This window comes from Pseudomonas sp. Je.1.5.c (genome assembly GCF_051129895.1).
GTDB lineage: Bacteria > Pseudomonadota > Gammaproteobacteria > Pseudomonadales > Pseudomonadaceae > Aquipseudomonas > Aquipseudomonas urmiensis.
Window position 1 is genome coordinate 66,012 of sequence record NZ_JBCPSP010000011.1, and the last position, 23,776, is coordinate 89,787.

Consider the following 23,776-nt stretch of genomic DNA (forward strand, 5'->3'; position numbering starts at 1 on the left):
ACCCCGTGTGATTCAGGAGATACCAATGACCCGCAAACCTCGTGGCGCCGTCAGGGAACTGTTCGGCCTGCTCAAACCCTTCTGGCCCCTGGTGACGGTATCGATCGCGCTGGGCATGGTCGGCGGCCTCAGCGTCACCGCGCTGCTCGCCACCATCAACAGCGCCTTGCACAGCGACAGCGGCCTTACCCAGGGCGTGGTCCTGGGTTTTGCCGGGCTGTGCGTGCTGGCGCTGTTCAGTTCGATCTTCTCCGACATCGGCACCAACTATGTCGGCCAGCACATCATCGCCAGGCTACGCCGCGAGCTGGGTGAAAAAGTCCTGGCCGCGCCCATCGACCAGATCGAGCGCTATCGCAGCCACCGGCTGATCCCGGTGCTGACCCACGACGTCGACACCATCAGCGACTTCGCCTTCGTCTTCGCGCCGCTGGCGGTCTCGCTGACCGTGACCCTGGGTTGCCTGGGCTACCTGGCGAGCCTGTCGTGGCCGATGTTCCTGGTGATCGTCGTGGCGATCGGCCTGGGTTCGGTCATGCAGTTCATCGCCCGCTCGTGGGGCGTGCGTGGCTTCGAGAGCGCGCGCGAGGCTGAGGACGACCTGCAAAAACACTACAGCGCCATTGCCGAAGGCGCCAAGGAGCTGCGCATCCATCGCCCGCGGCGCAAGCGCATGTTCAGCCATGGCATCCAGGACACCGCCAACCGCATCTGCGCCACCCAGGTGCGTTCGATCAACATCTTCGTGGTCGCCAAGGCCCTCGGCTCGATGCTGTTCTTCGTGGTGATTGCCGTGGCCCTGGCCATGCAATCGTTGTGGCCCAGCGGCGACAAGAGCGTCACCAGTGGCTTCGTGCTGGTGCTGCTGTATATGAAAGGCCCGCTGGAACACCTGATCAGCACCCTGCCGATCATCAGCAAGGCGCAGATCGCCTTTCGCCGCATCGCCGAGCTATCGCGCCAGTTCTCCTCGCCCGAACCGCACCTGCTGCTGGACGACAGCCGCCCTTCGGCAAAAACCCTCGACAGCCTGCAGCTCAAGGACGTCAGTTATACCTTCCCACGGGTAGAAGGCTGCGAGCCGTTCCAGCTAGGCCCGGTGAACCTGACCATCAAGCAGGGCGAAATCGTCTTCGTGGTGGGTGAGAACGGCTGCGGCAAGACCACCCTGATCAAGCTGCTGCTGGGCCTGTATGCGCCGCAATCGGGCAGCGTCGTGGTCGATGGCCAGCCAGTGAGCGCGCAGAGCCGGGACGACTACCGCCAGCTGTTCACCACCATCTTCGCCGACTACTACCTGTTCGACGACGTCATCCAGGGCGACCAACCGGTGCCAGAGGATGCCACTGACTATCTCAAGCGCCTGGAGATCGATCACAAGGTCAGTATCCGCGACGGCGTGTTCAGCACCACCGACCTCTCCACCGGCCAACGCAAACGCCTGGCCCTGGTCAGCGCCTGGCTCGAAGAGCGGCCGGTATTGGTGTTCGACGAGTGGGCGGCCGATCAGGACCCGACCTTCCGCCGGATCTTCTACACCGAGCTGCTACCTGACCTCAAACGCCTGGGCAAGACCATCATCGTGATCAGCCACGACGACCGTTACTTCGATGTCGCCGACCAGCTGATCCACATGGCCAATGGCAAGGTCAAGCTCGAATCACGGGTTGCCGATTGCATTTAGTTTTCCGGTTTTAGCCGATGGGTGCGTCCTAATCAATAACAAGAACCACTCACACTTAACACCAGACACCTACATAGAGCTTTCGATAAATGCCAACACAACGCCTTCGTCCCCAGGCCTTGGCCCTGGTCATTCGCCGCACCCTGCGTCAAGCGGCGCCTGCCGCACTGGGCCTGAGCGCCCTGATGCCGCTATCGGCCATGGTCCAGGCCCAGCAGGTGCAATTCAACATTCCGGCGCAGTCGCTGGCCAGCGCATTGCTGGCGTTCGGCTCGCAATCGAACCTGCAGGTGCTGTATAGCCCGCAGGACGTCGAAGGCAAGCGCAGTGCCGCCATCTCCGGCGCCATGGAGCCAGCCCAAGCGCTGCCCAAGTTGCTCCAGGGCACCGGCGTCAGCTACCAGATCGAAGGCAACCAGGCCACCATCCATGCCCGGGAGGGGGGCAATGCGGTGGAACTGGGGGCAACCAACATCAATAGCCAGGGGCTGGGGCAAACCACCGAGAACACCGGTTCCTACACCACTGGCGCCATGCAGACCGCGACCAAACTGCCGCTGACACTGCGCGAAACGCCGCAGGCGGTCACAGTGATTACCCGCCAACGCATGGATGACCAGTCGATGCGCAGCCTCGACGACGTGGTCCAGGCCACCCCAGGCCTGCGCATGTCGGCGGCGCGCCCGGCCAACAGCGAGTACTTTTCGCGCGGTTTCCCCATCAGCAACCTGATGTTCGATGGCCTGCCGACCACCTACAACGCCGACTGGGTCGCGGCGGCCGACATGGCCCCCTACGACCGCGTCGAGATCGTCCGTGGGGCAACCGGCATGATGCAGGGTGCCGGCAACCCGTCGGCGGCCATCAACATGGTGCGCAAGCGTCCCACCAAGGAGTTCCAGGGCAGCGTCACCGGCTCCGCGGGCAGCTGGGACAACTACCGTGGCGAGCTGGACCTGAGCGGCCCGCTCAATGACAGCGGCAGCGTGCGTGGCCGTTTCGTCGGTGCCTACAACGACAAGGACAGCTTCCAGGACTATGCCGGCCGCGAGCGTGGCTTGTTCTACGGCATCACCGAGTTCGACCTGACCGACGACACCACCCTCACCGTGGGTGCGTCGAACCAGAACGACAACAACAACATCAACTGGGGTGGCCTGCCGGTCAACCGTGATGGCAGCCATGTCGGCTACTCGCGCTCCACCAACGTCGGCTACGACTGGAGCTATCAGGACATCAACAACACCACGCTGTTCGCCGAAATCGATCATCACTTTGCCAATGACTGGCGCTTGCATGTGGCCGCGTCCAAGAGCTGGTCCGACTTCGCTTTGCAAGGCGCCGTGTTCGAGCGCAAACGCAACGACGCAGGTGCCGAAATATTAGAGCAGCGCGTATTCAATCAGCGTCGGGACTATGACCAGTCCAGCTACGACATCTACGCCAACGGTCCTTTCAAGCTGTTCGATCGCCAGCATGAACTGGTGGTCGGTGCCAGCAAGCGTGAAGTCAAGACCACCGCACATGGCGGTACGATATTCATCCCGGTCGACAACCTGTTCGCCGTCAACCCAAGCGGTATCGCCCGACCCAATGTCCCCGACCAGTACGACCTGAGCGAGCATGTCGAGCAGGAAGGCCTCTACGTCACCACTCGGTTGAACGTCGCCGACCCCCTGAAGGTGATCATCGGCGCGCGCCTGGACTGGTATGACAATCAGTCGACCTACAATCAAATCAACGACGGCTACTACACCAACAGCGATTACAAGGTCACCCGTAACGTCACCCGTTACGCCGGGGTGATCTATGACCTGGATGACAACCACTCGGTGTATGCCAGCTATACCGACATCTTCATGCCGCAATCGGAGCAGGGCCTGGGCCGTTCCATCATTCGCCCGATCGAGGGCAAGAACTACGAGATCGGCATCAAGGGCGAGTACTTCGACGGTGCCCTCAATGCCAGCGCGGCGATCTTCCAGATCGACCAGGAAAACCGTGCAGCGGAGTCTGCCAATCAAAGGGGCTGCATCGACTACACCTGCTACGAGGCCTCCGGCAAGGTCAGGACCCAGGGTATCGACCTGGAGTTGATGGGCGCGCTGACGCCAAACTGGCAAGTGGGTGCCGGCTATACCTATTCGCAAACCAAGTTCTTGAAAGATGCCAACAAGGCCAAGGAAGGCAGCAAGTTCGACAGCGACCTGCCCGAGCACCTGTTCAAGCTCAGCACTACCTATACCCTGCCGGGTGAGCTGAACCAGTGGCGTGTCGGCGGTAACGTCTATAGCCAGAGCGGCATTTTCAACAAAGGTACCAGTACCTTCGGTAACTACCGGATCGACCAGGGCTCGTACGCCGTGGTCGGGCTGATGGTGGGCTACAAGGTCAACAAGAATCTCGATACCCGCCTCAACCTCAACAACATCTTCGACCGCAAGTACTACCAGGGCATCGCCGGCAACAATACCTGGAGCCCGTACGACGTATACGGCGACCCACGCAACTTCACCCTCACGGCCAAGTACAGCTTCTAAGCACCCCCTGGGGTAAAAAAATCCGCATCCCTCACAGGATGCGGATTTTTCATTTGCGCTTCGTGGGCGATCTCACAGCCTTTCGCGCAACGCCTCCACCACCAGCGCCAGCCCCTCTTCAGCCTCCTCGATGATCAAGCCCATGCGCATGAAGTCATGGGTCACGCCCGCCATCACCTGCAAGCTCACCGGCACCCCGCCCTCCTCCAGGTGATGCGCATAAGCCACGCCTTCGTCATGCAAAGGATCGCACTCGGCCACCAGCAGCAAGGCCGGCGCCGCCTGTGGCGATACCGCGCCGAGCAACGGCGAGAAGCGCGGGTCGAGACGGTCCGCAGGTTGCCGGGCGTACTGTCGGTAGAACCATTCGAGGGTCTGTTGTTCGAGCAGATAGCCGCTGGCATAGCGCTGCGTCGAATCGCGGCTGCGGCTGGCATCGGTCACCGGGTAGACCAGCACCTGCAGCCGTGGCGCGGGCAGCTGCGCCTGCTCAGCCAACTGGCTTGCCAGCACGGTGGCCAGGCTGGCGCCGACGCTGTCGCCCATCACCGCCAGACGGTTGCGCTCGATGCCCAGCTCAGCGGCGTTGTCGACCAGCCAGCGCCAGCCATCCAGCGCATCGTCGACCGCCGTCGGGAAACGCCACTGTGGCGCCAGGCGATAACCCACCGACAGCACGGGCACGCCCGCCTCTTGGGCCAGGTTCCAGCACAAGGCATCGTGGGAGTCGAGGCTGCCTACCACGTAGCCGCCACCATGCAGGTACATCACCGCCGCGCCCAACAGGTGCGGATCGGCCTCCGGTGGCCGGTAGAGGCGCGCCTGCAAGGCATGGCCATCGCGCGCGAGCAAGGTCAGGTTGTCGATCTGCTCGGGCTCCTCGGCCTTCGGCGCCATCAGCGCCGACGACTGCTCGAATTGCTCACGGGCTTGATCTGGGGTCAGCGCATGCATCGGCAGCACCTTGCCAGTCGTGCGGCCCTCCTCCACCAATTTCAGGTAGGCAGCCAGGTCAGGGTTCAGCGACATCGGTATTCTCCAAAAGGGGCTGCACCCGGCAGCCCCGTCAGCTCAAGTAACAGCAACAGTTCAGGCCTGGCCAGTGCTCGGCAAGCGCCCAAGGGCATGCTCCAGCGCGTCCAGCACGGCGGCGTCATGAGGAACCTGGAAGTGCCCGCAGGACAGCATCGGTGCATGGTCCAGCGACTGCCCGAGCTGGGCGGCCAGCGCCGCACGCTCATCCTCACGGCCAGCGACCCACCAGCTGCGGGGCAGTACCTTGACCCCCTCGCACACCTGCAGCTCACGTGACAGGCGCTTGAGGGTGCGCGCGGTGAGGAACACTTGAAGCAGCTCCTCGACCCCCAAACCTGCGCCTTCGGGTACATCGCCAAGGGCCTGGACGATCAACTCACGGGCGCCAACCGCGCTCTCTTGACGCGGATCGCCGCGATCTACCGTACGCGCTGCCGGTAGCGTGGCCTGGAGCAGTTCGTTCAAGTCATCCAGCCAGTGATCCGCCTGCAGGGCGGATTCGCGGCTCGGCACGAAGCTGTCCAACAGCGCCAGCAATTGCACCTGTTCACCTTCGCCCTCCAGCTGCGCCGCCATCAACGCCGCCAAGGTGCCACCGAGCGACCACCCCAGCAGCCGGTAGGGCCCTTGCGCCTGGCGCTCGCGCAGGCAGGCCACGTAGTCACTCGCCAAGGCCTGCAACGATGCCGCCTGCCAGCTTGCGTCGAGCAACTGCCGGGCCTGGATGCCGATCACCTGGCAGCGGCCGTTGAGTCGGCGTGCCAGTGGCTCATAGTCGAACACCGTACCGAAGCCGGCATGCACGCAGAACAGCGGTGCCTGCCCAGCGACTTCGCCATTGAGCGACAACAGCGGCGTCTGCTTGCCAGAGGCGGCGGTGAGCTGGGCGATGCTTGGCTTTTGCATCAAGTCACGCAGACGCAGGCTGAAACCATGTTTCTTCAAGGCCCGCGACTTGGCCACCACCTGCATGCTGAGGATCGAGTCGCCACCGAGCTCGAAGAAGTTATCGGTGATACCGACCTGCTCGACCTTCAGCACTTGCTGCCAGATCTGCGCGATGGCCCGCTCCAGGTCGTTGCGCGGCGGGACATGCTCGCTGCGCGCCTCGATTGCCGGCAGCGCGTTACGGTCCAGCTTGCCATTGGGGCTCAGTGGCAACTGCTCCAGTACCATCAGTTGGGCCGGCACCATGTACTCGGGCAACTCCCGCTTCAGCCGCTCGCGCAACTGCTCGGCAAGGTTGTCTTGAGCGTTGCCGACCAGGGTCACATAGCCCACCAGCTGTTTACCGCCCGGGCCGTCCCTGACCACCACTGCGGCCTGGCGCACCTCATCCATCTCGCTCAGGCGTGCCTCGATCTCACCCAGCTCGATGCGAAAACCCCGCACCTTGACCTGATTGTCCAAGCGCCCGAGGTAGTCGAAGGTGCCGTCAGGGCGCTGGCGCACCAGATCGCCAGTGCGGTACAGGCGCTGCCCCGGGCTGTTCGGGTCGGCCACGAAACGCTCTGCGGTAAGCCCCGGACGATTCAGGTAACCCCGTGCCACGCCCACTCCGCCCAGATACAGCTCTCCGGCCACACCGGGCGGCAGTGGATTGAGATCGGCATCCATGACATAGCCGCTGCGCTGGCCGACCAGATGGCCAATGGGCGCGTAGACTGCGCCGCAGGGCTGCTCAGGGCCGGCTTTCCAGATCAGCGGGGTGACCACGGTCTCGGTCGGCCCGTAGCCGTTGATGATGTAGCGCGGCCGGAGGAACTGGTGGGCCTGCTCATAGCTGGCCTGCGGCACCGCATCGCCACCGAAACAGTAGATGCGCATCGCGGGCGGGTTGCCATCCTCGCGCACCTGCTCGATCAACTGCTGCAAATACACCGGTGGGAAGGCCGCCACGGTGACGCCATGGCGATGCATGGCCTGGCAGGTCTGCTCCGGCGTCCATAGCTCATCACCGCGCAGCAGCACGCTGGCGCCGTGGGTCAAGGCCGTCAGCCAGCGTTCATGGGCGCCATCGAAGGCAAACGACATGAACAATAGCTCGCAGTCCGCCGGCGTCATCTCGTAACGCTCGCCCACTGCCTGGCAGTGCATGGCCAACGCCCCCTGGCTGACCACCACGCCCTTGGGCATACCGGTGGAGCCGGAGGTATAGATCACGTAGGCCAGGTTCTCAGGATCGACCGTGACCTGCGGCGCATGCTCCGGCCATTGCTCAGCAGCAAAATCGTCCAGATCAAGCGTGTGCAGGGTCGCCACGCGCGGCAAGTGGGCGATGGCCGCAGACTCGCAAAGCAACAGGGCGATACCCGAATCCTGCATCAGGTAGCTCAGGCGCTCCTTGGGGTAGGCAGTGTCGATCGGCACATAGGCCGCACCGGCCTTGAGCACCGCCAGCAACGCTACGATCAGTCGTTCACTGCGCTGCAAGGCGACCCCGACGCGAACCTCCGGGCCGACCCCTTCGGCGATCAAGGCATGGGCCAATTGGTTCGCCGCGCGATCGAGCTCGGCAAAGCTCAGGCTGCGCTGATCGACTTTGACCGCGGTGGCCGCGCCGTGTTGGGCTGCCCAATCCGCGATGCGCTGATGCACCAACTGCGCCGGCTGCGCGTGCTCGACCGGGGCCGGGTTCGCAGGTGCCTGAGCCAGCAACCCGAGGTTGCCCAGCGGCGCTTGCGCATCGAGGGTCAGCGCCTGCAACAGCGCCTCCATGTTCGCCCGGATACCTTCGACCGCCTCATCGCTGAAGCACTGGCGCAGGTACATGTACTCGATGATCAGCTGCTCCTCGACAATCACCATCAGGTCCATCGGGAAGTCAGTCAGGCCCGATCCGCCGACATCGCCGAACTGCAAGGTATCGTCCTGCCAATCACGCAGGGTGCGATCAAGCGGCTGGTTCTCGAAGACGATGATGCTGTCGAACAATGCCTGGCCACTGCGACCCGACCAGCGCTGCAGATCGCCCAGCGGCGTGTACTCGTGATCGCGCAGCTCCAGGTTGATCCGCTGCAGCTCTTGCAGCCACTGGCCGACCTGAGCTTGCGGGTCGACCTGGTGAATCACGGGCAAGGTGTTGATGAACAGCCCAAGCATGCTCTGCGCCCCTGGCAACGCTGCAGGGCGGCCCGCCACGGTGGCGCCGAAGGTGACGCTGCGCTGGCCACTGTAGCGACTGAGCAGCAACAGCCAGGCGCCTTGCACCAGAGTGTTGAGGGTAATCCGCTGATCCTGGGCGAACGCCTTCAACGCCTCGGTCTGCTGCTGGCTGAACCGGCTGTAGAGGGCGTAGTGTCCGCTGCCACGCCCACCACTTGCGAAGGCGTCCGCCAGGTAGGTTGGCTCCTGCAGAGCGGCCAGTTGCTGGCGCCAGAACACCTCGCTGTGGCGCGGGTCCTGCTGGCGCAACCAGCCGATGTAGTCGCGGTAGGGCACCACCTCGCCCAACGCCTGCCCCGAGTAGCAGGCGAGCACTTCGCCCATCAACTGCGAGGTGCTCCAGCCGTCGAGCAGGATGTGGTGATAGGTCCAGATCAGTTGCTGACGATCCTCGCCCAGGCGCACCAGCAACAGGCGCTGCAGCGGCGGCTGGTCAAGATCGAAGCCACGCTGGCGCTCTTGCTCGGCCAGGGCTTTGAGGGCGTGCTCGGTATCGTCGCGCCCACGCCAGTCCAGTTCGCGCAGCGGCACTGGCAGCTCGCGCAGGACGAACTGCAGCGGCTCGTCCAGGTCCTGCCAGAGCAAGCCGGTGCGCAAAATATCGTGGCGCGCCATCACCTGCTGCCACGCCTTTAGCAGACGCTCTGCCACCAACCCCTGCACCGGTACGCTCAGCTGGTTGACGTAAAGCTCATCCTCGCGACTGGCGTTCAGGCTCAGGAACAGCATGCCCTGCTGCATCGGCGACAGGCTGTACAGCCCATCCACCTGCGCATGCTCAAGCGGCAGCGCTTGCACCTGGGCCTCGCTCAAGCCATGCAGGGCCACCGGCTGCTGGGCAACCTCGCGCCATTGGCTGACGCTGTCGGCCAACTGCTCGATGGTCTGCTTTAGGAACAGGTCGCGGGGGGCGATGTCCAGGCCCATTTGACGGGCATGGCTGACCACCTGGATGGCGATGATCGAGTCACCGCCCAGGGCGAAGAAGTTGTCCTGGATACCGACCTGCGGCAGATCCAGCACCGTTTGCCAGATGTCCACCAACTGCTGCTCCAGCGGCGTACGCGGCGCCACGTGCGCGGCCCTGGCAGCACTGAAGTCGGCTGCCGGCAGCAGATTGCGCGCCAACTTGCCATTGGCCGTCACTGGCATGCTAGCCAGCAGCAACAGGTGCGCCGGCACCATGTAGTCGGGCAAGCCCTGAGCGAGGAACTGGCGCAGCGCCTCGCGCCATTGCCGCCCGGTCTCGCTGTCATCGGCGACCCGCTGCGGCTCGACCGGCACCAGGTAGGCGACCAACTGCTTGCCGCTCGGCCCGTCCTGAGCCAGCACCACCGCCTCGCGCACCTGCTCGTGCTCCATCAGGCGTGCCTCGATTTCCCCCAGTTCGATGCGCAGGCCGCGGATCTTCACCTGGTGGTCGATACGCCCGACGTAGTCGATCACGCCGCCCTCGCGGTAGCGCGCCAGATCGCCAGTGCGGTACAAGCGGCCACCCTGGGCGTCGAAGGGGTTGGGGACAAAGCGCTCGGCAGTCAACGCCGCACGCCCATGATAACCCCGCGCCAGCCCCACACCGGCCAGGTACAGCTCACCATTGACCCCACGCGCTGCCGGGCACAGGTCGGGCTCGAGGATGTGCGTGCGCAGGTTATCGATCGGTTGGCCGATCGGCACGCTCGCGCCCTGCTTGCCGGCGCAGGTCCAGTGGGTCACATCGATTGCCGCCTCGGTCGGACCGTACAGGTTGTACAGGCCAGCCTGCGGCAAGCGCTCCAGGCATTGCTGGGCCAGCGGCGCCGACAACGCCTCACCGCTGCAGACCACCCGGCGCACGCTCTGGCACTGCTCCACGCCTGTGCTGGCCATGAACGCCTGGAGCATCGACGGCACGAAGTGCAGGGTAGTGACTCGATGCTCGATGATGGCCTGGCACAACCGCTGCGGATCACGGTGATCACCCGGCAGGGCAATGGCCAGGCGAGCACCGGTCATCAATGGCCAGAAGAACTCCCAGACCGAAACATCGAAGCTGAACGGGGTTTTCTGCAGCACCGTGTCGCTGGCATCCAGCCCATAGGCGCGCTGCATCCACTGCAAACGGTTGAGCAAGGCCTCGTGGGTATTGCCAGCGCCTTTCGGTCGCCCGGTCGAACCCGAGGTGTAGATCACATAGGCCAGGTTGCCCGGCGCCAGCGTCAGCTGCGGTGAGCTGTCGACATAGGCCGCCAGCCAGCCTGGCGGCTGGTCCAGGCACAGGCTACGTACCGTGCTCGGAATGGGCAGGCGCGCGACCAGCGCCTGCTGGGTCAGCAGCAGGCCGATGCCACTGTCCTGCATCATGTACGCCAGACGATCAGCGGGGTAATCCGGGTCCAGCGGCACATAGGCGCCGCCTGCCTTGAGCACGGCCAGCAAGCCGATCACCAACTCCAGGCTGCGCTCCAGCGCAACCCCCACCAGCACTTCCGGGCCAACCCCTTGTTCGCGCAGCTTGTGTGCCAGGCGGTTGGCGCGCTGATCGAGCTCGGCGTAGCTCAGGGTCTGCTCTGCGAACAGCAGCGCGGGCGCATGGGGATGGCGCTGGGCGTGGTCCTCGAACAGCTGATGGACCAAACGCTCACCAGGATAGGCCACTTGGGTTCGGTTCCACTCGCCGACGATGCGCAGCTGTTCGGCCTCATCGAGCATCGGCAGTTGCACCACCGGCAGGTGCGGGTCGCGGCTCACCGCCTGCAGCAGGTTGCGCCAATGCCGCGCCATCTGCTCGATGGTCTGGCGATCGTACAGTTCGGTGGCAAAGGTAAACGCCGCAGCAATGCCGGCGGCATGTTCGACGGTGTCCAGGGTCAGGTCGAACTGGGTGCTGTGCAGCGCCCAGTCCACCGCCTCGATACGCAGCCCACTGACCTCACGCGGCGCGCCCTTGACCTCGGTCTGGTGGTTGAACATCACCTGGAACAATGGGCTGTGGTTGAGGCTGCGCTCCGGTTGCAGGGCATTGACCAACTGCTCGAAGGGCAGGTCCTGATGAGACTGGGCATCCACGGCCGTCTGGCGCACCTGTTCGAGCAGCTCGCTGAAGCGCTGGCGCAGGTGGAACTGGGCCTTGAGCACCTGGGTGTTGACGAAGAAGCCGACCACCCCCTCGGTTTCGCCCCGGGTGCGGTTGGCCACAGGCACCCCCACGCGGATATCCTGCTGCGCCGAATAGCGGTGCAACAAGGCCTGGAAGCTGGCCAGCAACAGCATGAACACCGTCACGCCTTGGGCTCGCGCCTGGGCCTTGAGTGCCTGCACCAGTTCATCGTCGAGCACCAGCCGCACCTGGTCGCCCGCTCGACTCGGTTGCGCCGGGCGTGGACGGTCGGTCGGCAGCTCCAGCACCGGCTGCTGGTCACCCAACTGGCCCAGCCAGTAATCCAGCTGCCGCGCTTGCTCGCCGGCCTCCATCCACTGGCGCTGCCAGGCGGCGTAGTCGGCATACTGTACCGCCAGCGCGGCCAAGCTGACCTCGCGGCCCTGGCTGTAGCCCTGGTACAGGCTGACCAGTTCGTCGACCAGTACCGCCATCGACCAACCGTCGGTGATGATGTGGTGCAGGTTGAGCACCAACACGTGCTCCTGCGCGCCCAGACGCAGCAGGTCGACCCGCAGCAGCGGGCCGCGCTCCAGATCGAACGGCTGGCGGGTCAGCGTTTCCACTGCCTCGCGCAGTCCATCGGCGGACACCTGCGCGTGGCCGATCTTCCACTCGAACGCCTGTGCTGCATGGATGACCTGGCGCACTTCGCCGGCCTCCTGGGCGAAGGTGGTACGCAGGCTTTCGTGGCGCGCCAGCAAGGTCTGGAAGGCACGGCTGAGCGCAGCAACGTCCAGCGCCCCTTGCAGGCGCAAGGCCGAGGCGATGTTGTAGGCGCTACTGTGCGGCTCCAACTGCCACAGCACCCACTGCCGTTGCTGGGCGTAGGACAGCGCCAGCGGCGCACCGCGCTCGAGCGCGACCATCGCCGGCTGCGCTTGGCTGCCAGCGGCGCGGGCGACCCGCTCGGCGAAGCCGGCCAGGTCCTGGGCCTCGAACAGGCTGCGCAGCGGCACTTCGATGGACAACTGCTGACGCACCCGGCCGACCATCTGCGAGGCCAGCAGCGAATGGCCACCCAGCTCGAAGAAATTGTCGCCAAGGCCGACCTGCTCAACCTTGAGCACACTGGCCCAGATCGCCGCCAGCTGCTGCTCAAGGGGCGTACGCGGCGCCTGGTGCACACGCTGCTGACGACTGAGGTCGACCGCCGGCAGCGCCTTGCGGTCGAGCTTGCCGTTGGGCGTCAGCGGCATGCGCTCGAGGAAGGTCAGGTAAGTCGGCACCATGTAGTCCGGCATCTGCCCCAGCGCATGGGTTCTGAGCGCCTGGCGCAAGACCTCCAGTTGCGCATCCTCAAGCTGCAAGGTGGCCGGCTCATGCGCGACGATGTAGGCCGCCAGTTGCTTGCCCAGCGGTCCATCGACATCGATCACGGCAATCTCGCGCACGGCCTCGTGCGCCTGCAGACAGGCCTCGATTTCGCCAAGCTCGATGCGGAACCCGCGAATCTTCAACTGATGGTCGATACGCCCCATGTACTCGAGCACACCGTCATCACGATAACGCACCAGATCACCCGTGCGGTACAGACGTCCGGCACCGAACGGATCCGGGATGAACCGCTCGGCGGTAAGGCCTGGGCGGTTCAGATAACCCCGTGCCAAGCCATCGCCAGCGATGAACAGCTCGCCGCTGACCCCCACCGGAACGGCCTCGAACTGGGCATCGAGGACATGGAAGGCGGTATTGCCGATCGGCCGTCCCAGCCACACCTGGTGGCTGTCGCTGACCCGTTCGAGCCCCGACCAGATGGTGGTTTCGGTCGGGCCGTAGAGGTTCCACACATGCCCGGCCTGGTCGATCAGGCGCTGGGCCAGTTCGCCGGTCAATGCCTCGCCGCCGCTGAGCAGCTTCTTGCCGCGCAGCGCTTGCGCCGGCGCATTGTCCAAGAGCATGCGCCAGGTCGAGGGCGTCGCCTGGATGACGCTGACCGCCTGCTGCTCGATAACCTTGAGCAGGGCGAAAGGGTCCTTGTTTTGCTGCTCGGCCAGCAGCACCACGCTGGCCCCATGCAGCAACGGCAGGTACAGCTCCAGCCCGGCAATGTCGAACGACAGCGAGGTCAGCGACAGCACACGATCGCTGGCGTCGATGCCGGGTTGCTCGGCCATGGTCCAGAGGAAGTTGACCAGCGCGCCGTGCCGCACACTGACGCCCTTGGGCCGGCCGGTGGAGCCGGAGGTGTAGATGACGTAGGCCGGATGATCCGCGGCTACCTCGATGGCCAGGTTGTCGCCCGGGTTGTGCGCGAACTGCTCTGCCTGGCTGTCCAGGCACAGGCAGGCCACCTGCGCCGGTACCTGTAGCCTCGCCACCACGGCGCTTTCGCTGAGCAGCAAGGCCAGGCCGCTGTCCTCCATCATGTAGGCCAGGCGTTCGCTCGGGTAGTCTGGATCGAGCGGCACATAGGCGCCGCCTGCCTTGAAGATCGCCAGCAGGCCGATGATCATCCGCGGGCCGCGGGGCATCGCCACCCCCACCAGCACCTCAGGCCCCACGCCCTGCTCGCGCAGGGTGTGGGCCAACTGATTAGCGCGCAGGTTCAGCTCGGCGTAGCTCAGCGTCTGCTCGCCCCAGCGTAACGCCGTGGCATCCGGGGTGCGCTGCACCTGCTGCTCGAACAGGCGATAGACACTCTGCCCGACCGGGTAGTCCATCGCCGTCTGGTTCCATTGCGCCGAGATCCGCTGGCGCTCGTCGTCTTCGAGCAGGGCCAACTCGATGACCCGCTGCCCCGGGTCACGACATACCGCCAACAGCAGGTTGCGCCAGTGGCGGCCCAACTGTTCGATGCGCGAGGCATCGAACAAGTCGGTGGCATAGGTCAGGGATGCAAACAGGCCGTCGGCATGCTCACTGGTGTCCAGGGTCAGGTCGAACTGGGTGGTGCGTGAATCCCACTCCAAACCCGCCACATCAAGGCCGCTGACCTGCGCCTGGACGGCGCTGCTGCGCGTCTGGTGATTGAACATGACCTGGAACAGCGGGCTGTGGCTCATGCTGCGCTCGGGCTGCAACGCCTCGACCAACTGCTCGAACGGCAGGTCTTGATGGGTCTGGGCCTGCAGGGCGGTCTCGCGCACCTGCTGCAGGACATCGACAAAGCGGCTGTGCACGTCGAAGTCGGCCTTGAGCACCTGGGTATTGACGAAAAAGCCGATCAGCCCCTGGATCTCGCTGCGGTTGCGGTTAGCCACTGGCACCCCGACACGCACCTGCGGCTGGCCGCTGTAACGGTGCAGGAGGGTCTGGAACGAGGCCAGCAGGAGCATGAACAAGGTCACCCCCTGCGCTTTGGCCAAGGCCTTGAGCGCCTGCAGCAGGTCGGCATCGATGTCGAGCGTGATCCGCTCGCCGCGGCCGCTGGGCACCACCGGGCGGCTGCGGTTGGTGGGCAGGCTCAGTACCGGTTGCTCACCGCCGAGGGTGTCCTTCCAATAGGCAAGCTGGCGCTCCTGCTCGCCAGCTTCCATCCAGTTGCGCTGCCAGATGGCGTAGTCGGCATACTGCACCGCCAGCGCCGGCAGGTTGACCGCCCGGCCCTGGCTGAAGCCCTCGTAGAACTGCACCAGATCGTTGATCAGGATGGGCATCGACCAGCCATCGGCGGCGATGTGATGCACGCTCAGCACCAGCACATGCAGGTTGGCGGCCAGTGGCAGCAGATGCATACGCAGCAACGGCCCCTGCTCAAGGTCGAACGGCTGGCCGATGCACGCCTCGACCTGCTGCCTGAGCCCTTCGTCGACAGCCTCAGGCGCAGTCGGCGGCAGTGGCTCGAGCTGCAGTTGGAAAGGCATCTGAGGATGGATGACCTGCACCACCCGTTCGCCGTCCTGGCGGAACGTCGTGCGCAACACCTCATGGCGCTCGATCAGCGCCTGACAGGCGCGTTGCAAGGCTTGAGGGTCCAGTTCACCGGCCAGTTGCAGCGCCGCACCAATGTTGTAGGCGCCACTGCTCGGGTCCAGTTGCCAGAGAAACCATTGCCGTTCCTGGGCGTAGGACAACGGCGTAGGGTCGGCACTGTCACGGGCGAAGATGCGCGTGACCCCATAGAGGTTGACACCCTGCCGCTTGAGCAAGGCGGCCAGGGCCTTGCGCTCCCGTGACGACAATGACTCTACGGAATCGAGCAATGCTTGCACTAGAACATCTCCTACCAGGGCACCGGTCCCCGCCTGCGAGCCAACCAGCCCGCGACATGCCGACGATGCTGCCGAACAAATGAAAGAGCCGGACAGGAGCCGGCTCTGGGTGTACTGAAGTTGACGAGCCAGGCCAGGCCCAGGGTGTTTCCTGGGCCTGGCCAACCGCGCTACAGGGTCAACTCGTCGATCTCCTCTGCAGTAAGACGTTTCAAGGCTGCCAAGGATTTAGCCAACTCGTCCTGAATCGCCTCGCCATGTCCCTGCCGGGCCGCAACGACCTCGCTGAACGCCGCCAGCGTCGGCTGCTCGAACAACTCGCGCAGGCTGACTTCGGTATTCATCTGGTTGCCCACCCGGGCCACCACCTGCACCACCAGCAGCGAATGCCCGCCCAGCTCGAAGAAGTCGTCGTCAAGGCCGATGCGCTCAACGCCCAGCACCTCGCTCCAGATCTGTGCCAACTGCTGCTGCACGGCGGTGACCGGCGCCTGGTACTGCTGCTGCGAAGTGCTTGCATCCGGCGCTGGCAAGGCCTTGCGGTCAAGCTTGCCGTTGGCGGTCAACGGCAGGCTGTCGAGCATCACCCACAAGCCGGGGACCATGTAGCCCGGCAGGCTGCTACGTAAGTGCTCGGCGAGCACGGCGCGCAGCTCCATCGCCTGCGCGCTCACCTGCCGGGGCACCCAATAGGCGACCAACTGCTTGCTGCCGGCCACCTGCACATCCACCACCACGGCGCTGTGCACCGCCTCGTGGGCCAGCAGCCGCGACTCGATCTCGCCCAGTTCGATCCGGTAACCGCGAATCTTCACCTGGAAGTCGGCCCGCCCTACGTACTCCAGCACCTGGCCATCGGCGCGCACCCGCGCCAGATCGCCGGTGCGATACAAGCGCTCACCCGGGCTGTGGCTGAACGGATCGGGCACGAAGCTCAAGGCCGTGCGCACCGGGTCGCCCAGGTAGCCGCGCCCTACCCCCACGCCGGCCACATGCAACTCGCCGGTAGCACGCGCCGGCATGGGTTCGAGCAGGTCGTTGAGCACGTACAGACGGTTGTGATCGGTGGCCGTGCCGATCGGCAGATGCACGGACGGGGCATCATCGAGCACGCGGTACAGCGCCACGTCATCGGAACACTCGGCCGGCCCGTAGGCATTGACCAACTCGATCTGTGGATAGCGCTCGCGCCAGCGCCGGGCCAGGGCCGGCGGCATGGCCTCGCCCGTGGTCAGCAGGTAGCGCAGGTTGGGCAGCGCACGGGCCGGCAGTTCCAGCATCGCCTGGATCATCGCCGGGACGCACTCAAGCACCGTCACCCCCGTGGCCTCGACCTGCTGCAACAATGCCTGTGGGTCCTGGGCGACAGCGTCGGGGAAGATCTCCACACGACAACCGCGCAGCGCTGCCGTGAGCAACTGCCACACGCAGATGTCAAAACTCTGCGAGGCCGTCTGGGCGATGACGTCATGCTCTTGCAGCCCCAGATAGGGCAGCTTGCTCAACTGGTTGTTGAGCATGCCGGCCTGCTCCACCATCACCCCCTTGGGCACACCGGTCGAGCCGGAGGTGAAGATCACGTACGCCAGCAACTTGCCGGCTGCCTCGGGCAATGGCTTGAGCGGTGCACGCGAGGCGAGGGTCTGCACCTGCTCCCACACCAGCAGCGCCGGTGGCTGGTCCAGCTCGGCGAGCAGCGCTTGGGCCAACGGCGCGCAGCGCTGGTCGCAGACCAACAGCGCCGCGCCACTGAGGCCGAGCACCTCGCCCAGGCGCCGCAGCGGCAGCGAAGGGTCCAGCGACAGGTAGCCCGCACCGGCCTTGAACACACCGACGATCATGCCCAACAGCGACAGGTCGCGCTCGCCCAACACCGCAACCAGGCCATCGGCGCCGACCCCAGCGGCCTGCAACCTCAGCGCCAGACGGCTGGCCTGCACATCCAGCTCCTCATAGCTCCACTGGCGCCCACTGCAACGGGCTGCCGGCAGTTGCGGCACCCGCGCCACGGTGGCATCGAAGAGCCGCGCATAGCCCTGCTGCAGCGCTTGCGGCAAGGCCTCTGGGGTCACCCGGGCCTGCTCCTGAAGCCGCGCTGCTACCTGGTGGAAGTCCGCATCCAGCTGCTCGCTCAAGGCCAGCAACAGGGCCTGGAAGTCGGCCAGCAATACCGCGATGGTGTCGCCATCGAACAGGCGCTGGTCATACGACAGGTGCAGGCCCAGCACTTCTCCTGGATAGACCACCACCGTGATCGGGTAGTTGGTGTGGGTGCGCGAGCTGCCCGCCTTGACCTTCATGCTCGACGCCTGCGCACCGACGCTGGACTCCACCGGCGCGTTCTCGAACACGAACAGGCTGTCGAACAACGCCTGGCCACTGCCGATCTCGCTGCACGCCTGGATGTCGACCAGCGGCAAATGCTCGTGCTCACGCAGGTTCAGGTTGTATTCGAGCAGCGACTTGAGCCAAGCCTTGGCGCTCAGGCCTGCTTGCGCCCCTGGCAGTTTCACCCTGAGCGGGATGCTGTTGATGAACAGCCCGACCGTGGTCTGCATCTCTGGGAACTCGACCGGTCGGCCCGCCACGGTGACCCCGAACAGCACATCCCGATCACCGCTGTAGCGCTGTAGCAACAGCGCCCAGGCGCCTTGCACCAGGGTATTGACCGTCAGTTGCGCCGCCTGGGCGCGCTGCGCCAGCTGGGCACTTTGCTCACGGCTCAGGTACACCAGTTGGTCAGCGACGCTGCCCTGAGCCTGCTCGCGCGACGGCGCGCGGTCGAACGGCAGCGCGGTGGGACGCTCGAAGCCCGCCAGCTCCTGGCGCCAGAAGCCGCGCGAAGCGTCACGGTCCCAACGCTGCAACCAGGCGATGAAATCGCGGTAACGCGGCGGCGTCGGCAAGTGCACCGTCTGCCCGCCCAGCAAGCCCTGGTAGACCTTGAAGAACTCATCGACCACCCCCATCCGGCACCAGGCATCGAGCAGCACGTGGTGGTTGCTGAAGACAAAGCCGAAGCGGTCCGCCGCCAGCTGGATCAGGCGCAGGCGGAACGGCACTTCTTTGTCCATGGCAAAGCCGCGCTGCAACTCTTGTTCAAGCTCGGCCTGCAGCGCCGGCTCGTACTCGGCGGGCGACAGGTGGCGCCAGTCGAGCACCCGCAAGGCAGGCTCGGTACGCCGATGGACAATCTGCACCATGCGCTCGCCCAGGTCCCAGCAGAACGAGGTACGCAGGACATCATGGCGGGCGATGACCATCTTCCAGGCCTGGTTGAAGGCGTCGATGTCGATTGCATGGTCGACCTGGTAGCAGTACTGCATCAGGTAGATACCCGACCCCGGTTCCAGCAGGGTGTGCATCAACAGCCCTTCCTGCATGGGCGACAAGGGGTAGATATCTTCGATGTCGCGCGCCGCCACCGGCAGGCGATCGAGTTGTGCCTGGCTCAGGCCGGCCAACGGGAAATCAGCGGGGGTCACGCCCTGGGCGCCATCCTCCATGCAGTGCATGATCACCTCTTCCAGCGCCTGCTCAAGGGCGCGGGCCAAGCCCTGGATGGTCTCGGCGCGGTACATCTCGCGGCTATAGGTCCAGTCCAGACGCAGTTCGCCGTCATAGACCTGGCCGTTGACGCTGAGCCAGTTACCCAACGGTGCATCCTCGCCCTGGCTGCGCCCGGCGCTTTCCCCGGCCGGCACGAACAGCGCACCGGAGTCCTCGCTGAAGCTGCCGTCGAACTGCCCCAGGTAGTTGAAGGTCACCCGTGGCTGGGCGACGTCGGCCAGTTGGCGAGCGAACTCGGCATCCCCCAGGTAGCGCAGCACACCATAGCCAATCCCTTTGTTGGGCACCTGCCAGAGTTGCTGCTTGATGCGCTTGATGCTGTCGCCGACACTGCCTTGCGGGCTCAGGCGCACCGGGAACAAGCTGGTGAACCAGCCGACCGTGCGGCTCAGGTCCAGGTCGTCGAACAAGTCCTCGCGGCCGTGGCCTTCGAGCTGAATGCTCACCGCTGGCTGTCCGCTCCATTGGCACAGTACGCGGGCCAGGGCGGTGAGCAGCAGGTCATTGACCTGGGTGCGATAGGCCGCCGGGGCAACCTTCAGCAGCTTGTGGGTCAGGGCCTTGTCCAGGCGCGAACTGGCATGGGCTGCTTCACGCAAGGTGGCAGCAGCCCCCGGCGTGTCGCAGGGGAACTGCGCATCCTCCTCACTCAAGGCCTGCAACCAATAGCTGCGTTCGGCCAGCAAGGCATCGCTGCGCGCATACTCGGTCAGCCGCTGCGCCCACTGCCTGCAACTGGCAGAACGCCCCGCCAGGCTGATCGGCTGGCCTTGGCTGGCCTGCTGGTAGGCGCTTTGCAGGTCCTCGAGGAGGATCCTCCAGGACACCCCATCGACCACCAGGTGATGGATCGCCAGCAGCAGCCGCTGCTGACCGCCAGGCAGTTCGAACAGCACGGCCCTGACCAATTCGCCACGCTCCAGGCTGAGGCTGGCTTGGATCTGGGTGGCGTGCGCTTCGAGCGCCGACGGCTGGTTCAGCGTGACCACTTGCAACAAGGCTTCGATAGCCTGCCGACGTGGCTCGACCTGCCACTGGCGGTCATTGCAGGTGAAGCTCAGGCGCAAGGCTTCATGCTCGTTGAACACTGCCGTCAGGGCCTGGTCCAGCGCCTTGGGCTGCAAGCGCTGCAATGGCGTGAGCAACACGGCCTGATTCCAGTGGTGGCGCTGTTCGATGGAGGTGTCGAAGAAGCGCGCCTGGATCGGCAACAGGGCGAGCGCCCCGCCCGCCTCTGGCGTTGCGACAGCGGCGGGCTTGGGCTTGTCTTGCACCAGCTTGGCCACCTGGGCCAACGCGGTGATGGTCTGCTTCTCGAACAATTGCTTGGGCGACAGCTTGATTCCCTGGCGCTTGGCCCGGGCGATGATCTGCAGGCTGAGGATGGAGTCGCCGCCCAGTTCGAAGAAGTTATCGCCCGTGCCGACTTGTTCCAGCTTGAGCACATCGGCCCAGATCGCGGCGAGCTTCTCTTCTATTTCACCGACCGGTGCCACGTAAGCCTTGCTGGCAATTTCCGGCTTGGGCAAGGCGCGTTTGTCGAGCTTGCCGTTGGCGGTCAGCGGCAGACACTCAAGCAGTACGACGTGGGCGGGCACCATGTAGTCAGGCAGGCGCGCTTGCAGTTGGCTCAGCAACTCAGTTGCCGAGCTCGCGGGGGCCACCACATAGGCGAGCAGTTGCAGGCGCTCCGGGTCGCCCTCCAGCGCCATCGGCACGACCACCGCGTCCTGCACGCCGGGCAGGCCACGCAGCAACTCGCCGATCTCGCCGGGCTCGACCCGATAGCCACGGATCTTCACCTGCTCATCGGCGCGGCCAAGAAACTCCACCTTGCCCTGCTGCAAACGGGCGCGGTCGCCAGCACGGTACAAGCGCGTGCCCTGGCCGGTTGGGTCGGGGACAAATCGCTCGGCAGTCATCGCTGGGCGGCCCAGATAGCCCTGGGCCACACCCTTGCCGCCCAGATACAGCTCACCGGCAACCCGCTCGGCAACCGGGTTAAGCGCCGAATCGAGCAAGCACACATGGCTGTTGGGCAAGGGCTTGCCGACCGGCACGGTACGCGTACCGGGCTCAAGCTCGGTGACCTCGTGGCTGAGAATGCCGACGGTGGTTTCGGTAGGGCCATAGTGGTTGACCAGCCGACAGTCAGGCCTGAGCTGAGCGACCTTTTCCACCAACGACCATGGACAGGCCTCGCCCCCGACGATCAACAGCTGGCGCGGCAGCACCTTCTGCGGCTCGCTGGCCTGCAGAAGCCCTTGCAGGTGGCTTGGGACGATTTTCAGTACATCGACCTGATGCTCGGCCATGTAGCCGGCAAACGCGTCCGGATCGAACGCGTGCTCGCGCGACAGCAAATGCAGCAGCCGGCCACCCGCCAGCGCCCCGAACAGCACGGTATGGCCCAGGTCGGCGGCCACGGTGGAAACCATCGCCATACTGGCGCCTGCTGGCAGCTGCAAGCGCTGCTCGATGCCCTGCACATAGTTGGCCAGGGTGCCATGCGCCACCACCACGCCCTTGGGCTGGCCGGTGGAGCCTGAGGTGTAGATCACATAGGCCGGCTGGGCAGGCACCACGGCGGTATCGAGCGGCGAATCCGGGCAATGCCGCCAGGCGTCAGCATCGAACGGCAACGCAGGGCAGCCCTCGAAACCGCTCAGGGCAACCTGCGGATCTTGCAGCAGCAGGACCGCACCACTGTCGCCGACCAGCTGCGCCAGCCGTTCGACTGGCTGGGCGCTGTCCAGCGGCAGGAACGCGGCGCCGACCTTGAGCACCGCCAGCAAGCTGATCACCCATTCGACCGAGCGCTCCTGGCACAGGGCAACCAGGTCACCCGGTGCCACCCCCAGGGTTTGCAGATGGTGGGCCAGCTGGTTGGACTGCCGGTCAAGCTCGCTGTAGCTCAGTTGCTGGGCGCCAGCACGCACTGCGGGTCGCTCGCTAGCGCCCTGCACCGCCTGGCGCCACAGGGCCAGGAAGTCTTCACAGGGGAACTCGGCCTGCTCACCTGGCAGCAGTGCCCGCTGGCCTTCGGTATGAGCCAGCAAGCGGCTGGAGGGGGTATCGACCAGGCGCTGCAGCAGCGCATGCAGCGCGCCGACCATGCGTTCGATCGTGCTGGCCTTGAACAGGTCGGTGGCATAGGTGAAGTACGCCTGGATCTGTTCGCCGCTGTCGGTAAAGTCGAAGGCCAGGTCGAACCGGGCGTCGGCGCCGCTCAGTGGATACTCCTCGACGCTCAGGCCGCTAAGGGTCTTGCTCTGCTCGCTGCCAGCCGCCTCGCCAGCGACATTCTGGTTGAGCTTGAACTGGAACAGCGGGTTATGGCTCAGGTTACGCTCAGGCGCCAGCGCATCGACCAACTGCTCGAAAGGCAGCTCCTGGTGCGACTGGGCCTCGGCCACCACTTGGCGGACCTGCTCGAGCAGGCTGTCGAAGGTCGCCTGTTCATCGACCTGGACCCGCAGCACTTGGGTATTGATGAAAAAGCCAATCAGGCCTTCGAGGTCTTTGCGATTACGCCCAGCGTTGGGCACGCCGATGCGAATGTCGTCCTGACCGCTGTAACGCGACAGCACCACCGCCAGCGCCCCGAGCAGGACCATGAACACCGTCTGCCCCTTGCTCTGGGCCAGGCTGCGCAGCGCGCTGGAGAGTGCCGGCGGCAGGTCGGCGCGAACCACGGCGCCTTGATAGCTGGGCTGAGCCGGGCGTGGAAAGTCCAGCGGCAGGTCCAACAGCGGCTGTTCGCTGCCCAGCTGCGCCTGCCAGTACTGCAACTGCCGCTCGCCTTCGCCCGCTTCGAGCCAGGCGCGCTGCCAGATCGCATAGTCGGCGTACTGAATCGCCAGCGGCTCGGGGTTGAGCGGCTGGCCGGCGACCAAGGCATCGTAGAACGAGACGAAGGTCTGCACCATCAGTTCGCTGGACCAGCCGTCACTGATGATGTGATGCATGCACACCGTCAATACATGATGGCTGGGGTCGACCTGGAACAGCTTGACCCGCAGCAAGGGCTCATTGAACAGGTCGAACGGACGGCGCAGCTCGTCGCGTACCAAAGTATCCAGGTCAGCTGCGGCCACCTTGACCTGCGCCAGGGCCACCGGCGACTGGTCGAGGATCTGCTGGTAGCATTCGCCCTCCTCCATTACCAGGCGGGTGCGCAGGGTCTCATGGCGTTGCACCAGCAACTCCAGGGCCTTGGCCATGGCCGCAACGTCCAGCTCACCTTCCAGGCGAACCGCCATCGGCACATTGTAGAAAGCGCTGGTCGGCTCCAGTTGCCAGAGGAACATCAGCCGTTGCTGGGCATACGACAGCGGGATCCGCGCGACCTCGTGGCGGGTGGCGGCGATCGGCAGCAGCTTGAAGCTCTGGCCACTGGCGCTCATCTTGTCGAGCACCTGGCGACGTTGTTCCAGCGGCAGTGCGACGAAGCGCTTGGCAATTCGTTCAGCAGTTGTCTTGTCCATGT

General features: G+C 65.0%; 5 protein-coding genes. 2 read left to right on the forward strand and 3 right to left on the reverse strand.

Going from position 1 to position 23,776, the window contains the following annotated elements:
* The first annotated feature begins 25 nt into the window (after positions 1 to 25).
* Both AAZU54_RS11400 and AAZU54_RS11405 read left to right on the forward strand, forming a co-directional pair.
* Positions 26 to 1,684: a cyclic peptide export ABC transporter gene (locus AAZU54_RS11400; protein WP_186555680.1), complete on the forward strand. Its 1,659-nt coding sequence runs from the start codon at positions 26 to 28 to the stop codon at positions 1,682 to 1,684.
* Between the two features lie 89 nt (positions 1,685 to 1,773).
* Positions 1,774 to 4,224, forward strand: a complete 2,451-nt coding sequence (locus AAZU54_RS11405; RefSeq protein WP_434727166.1) for a TonB-dependent siderophore receptor — start codon at positions 1,774 to 1,776, stop codon at positions 4,222 to 4,224.
* Positions 4,225 to 4,296: 72 nt separating this feature from the next.
* Here the strand turns inward: AAZU54_RS11405 and AAZU54_RS11410 are convergent, their stop codons facing one another.
* From AAZU54_RS11410 to AAZU54_RS11420, 3 genes are all read right to left on the reverse strand, one after another.
* Positions 4,297 to 5,253, reverse strand: coding sequence for an alpha/beta hydrolase (locus AAZU54_RS11410; RefSeq protein ID WP_434727167.1), 957 nt, complete (start codon positions 5,251 to 5,253; stop codon positions 4,297 to 4,299).
* Positions 5,254 to 5,313: 60 nt separating this feature from the next.
* Positions 5,314 to 15,717 carry an amino acid adenylation domain-containing protein gene (locus tag AAZU54_RS11415; protein WP_434727168.1) on the reverse strand — a complete coding sequence of 3,468 codons (10,404 nt, stop codon included), beginning with the start codon at positions 15,715 to 15,717 and terminating at the stop codon, positions 5,314 to 5,316.
* A 170-nt stretch (positions 15,718 to 15,887) separates the two neighbouring features.
* Positions 15,888 to 23,774, reverse strand: coding sequence for an amino acid adenylation domain-containing protein (locus AAZU54_RS11420; protein ID WP_434727169.1), 7,887 nt, complete (start codon positions 23,772 to 23,774; stop codon positions 15,888 to 15,890).
* Positions 23,775 to 23,776 lie beyond the last annotated feature (2 nt).

What these genes read in the sequence shown, in the direction of transcription:
- AAZU54_RS11400 (WP_186555680.1), top strand. Translation starts at nt 26, where the DNA reads ATGACCCGCAAACCTCGTGGCGCCGTCAGGGAACTGTTCGGCCTGCTC.
- AAZU54_RS11420 (WP_434727169.1), bottom strand. Translation starts at nt 23,774, where the DNA reads ATGGACAAGACAACTGCTGAACGAATTGCCAAGCGCTTCGTCGCACTG.
- AAZU54_RS11410 (WP_434727167.1), bottom strand. Translation starts at nt 5,253, where the DNA reads ATGTCGCTGAACCCTGACCTGGCTGCCTACCTGAAATTGGTGGAGGAG.
- AAZU54_RS11405 (WP_434727166.1), top strand. Translation starts at nt 1,774, where the DNA reads ATGCCAACACAACGCCTTCGTCCCCAGGCCTTGGCCCTGGTCATTCGC.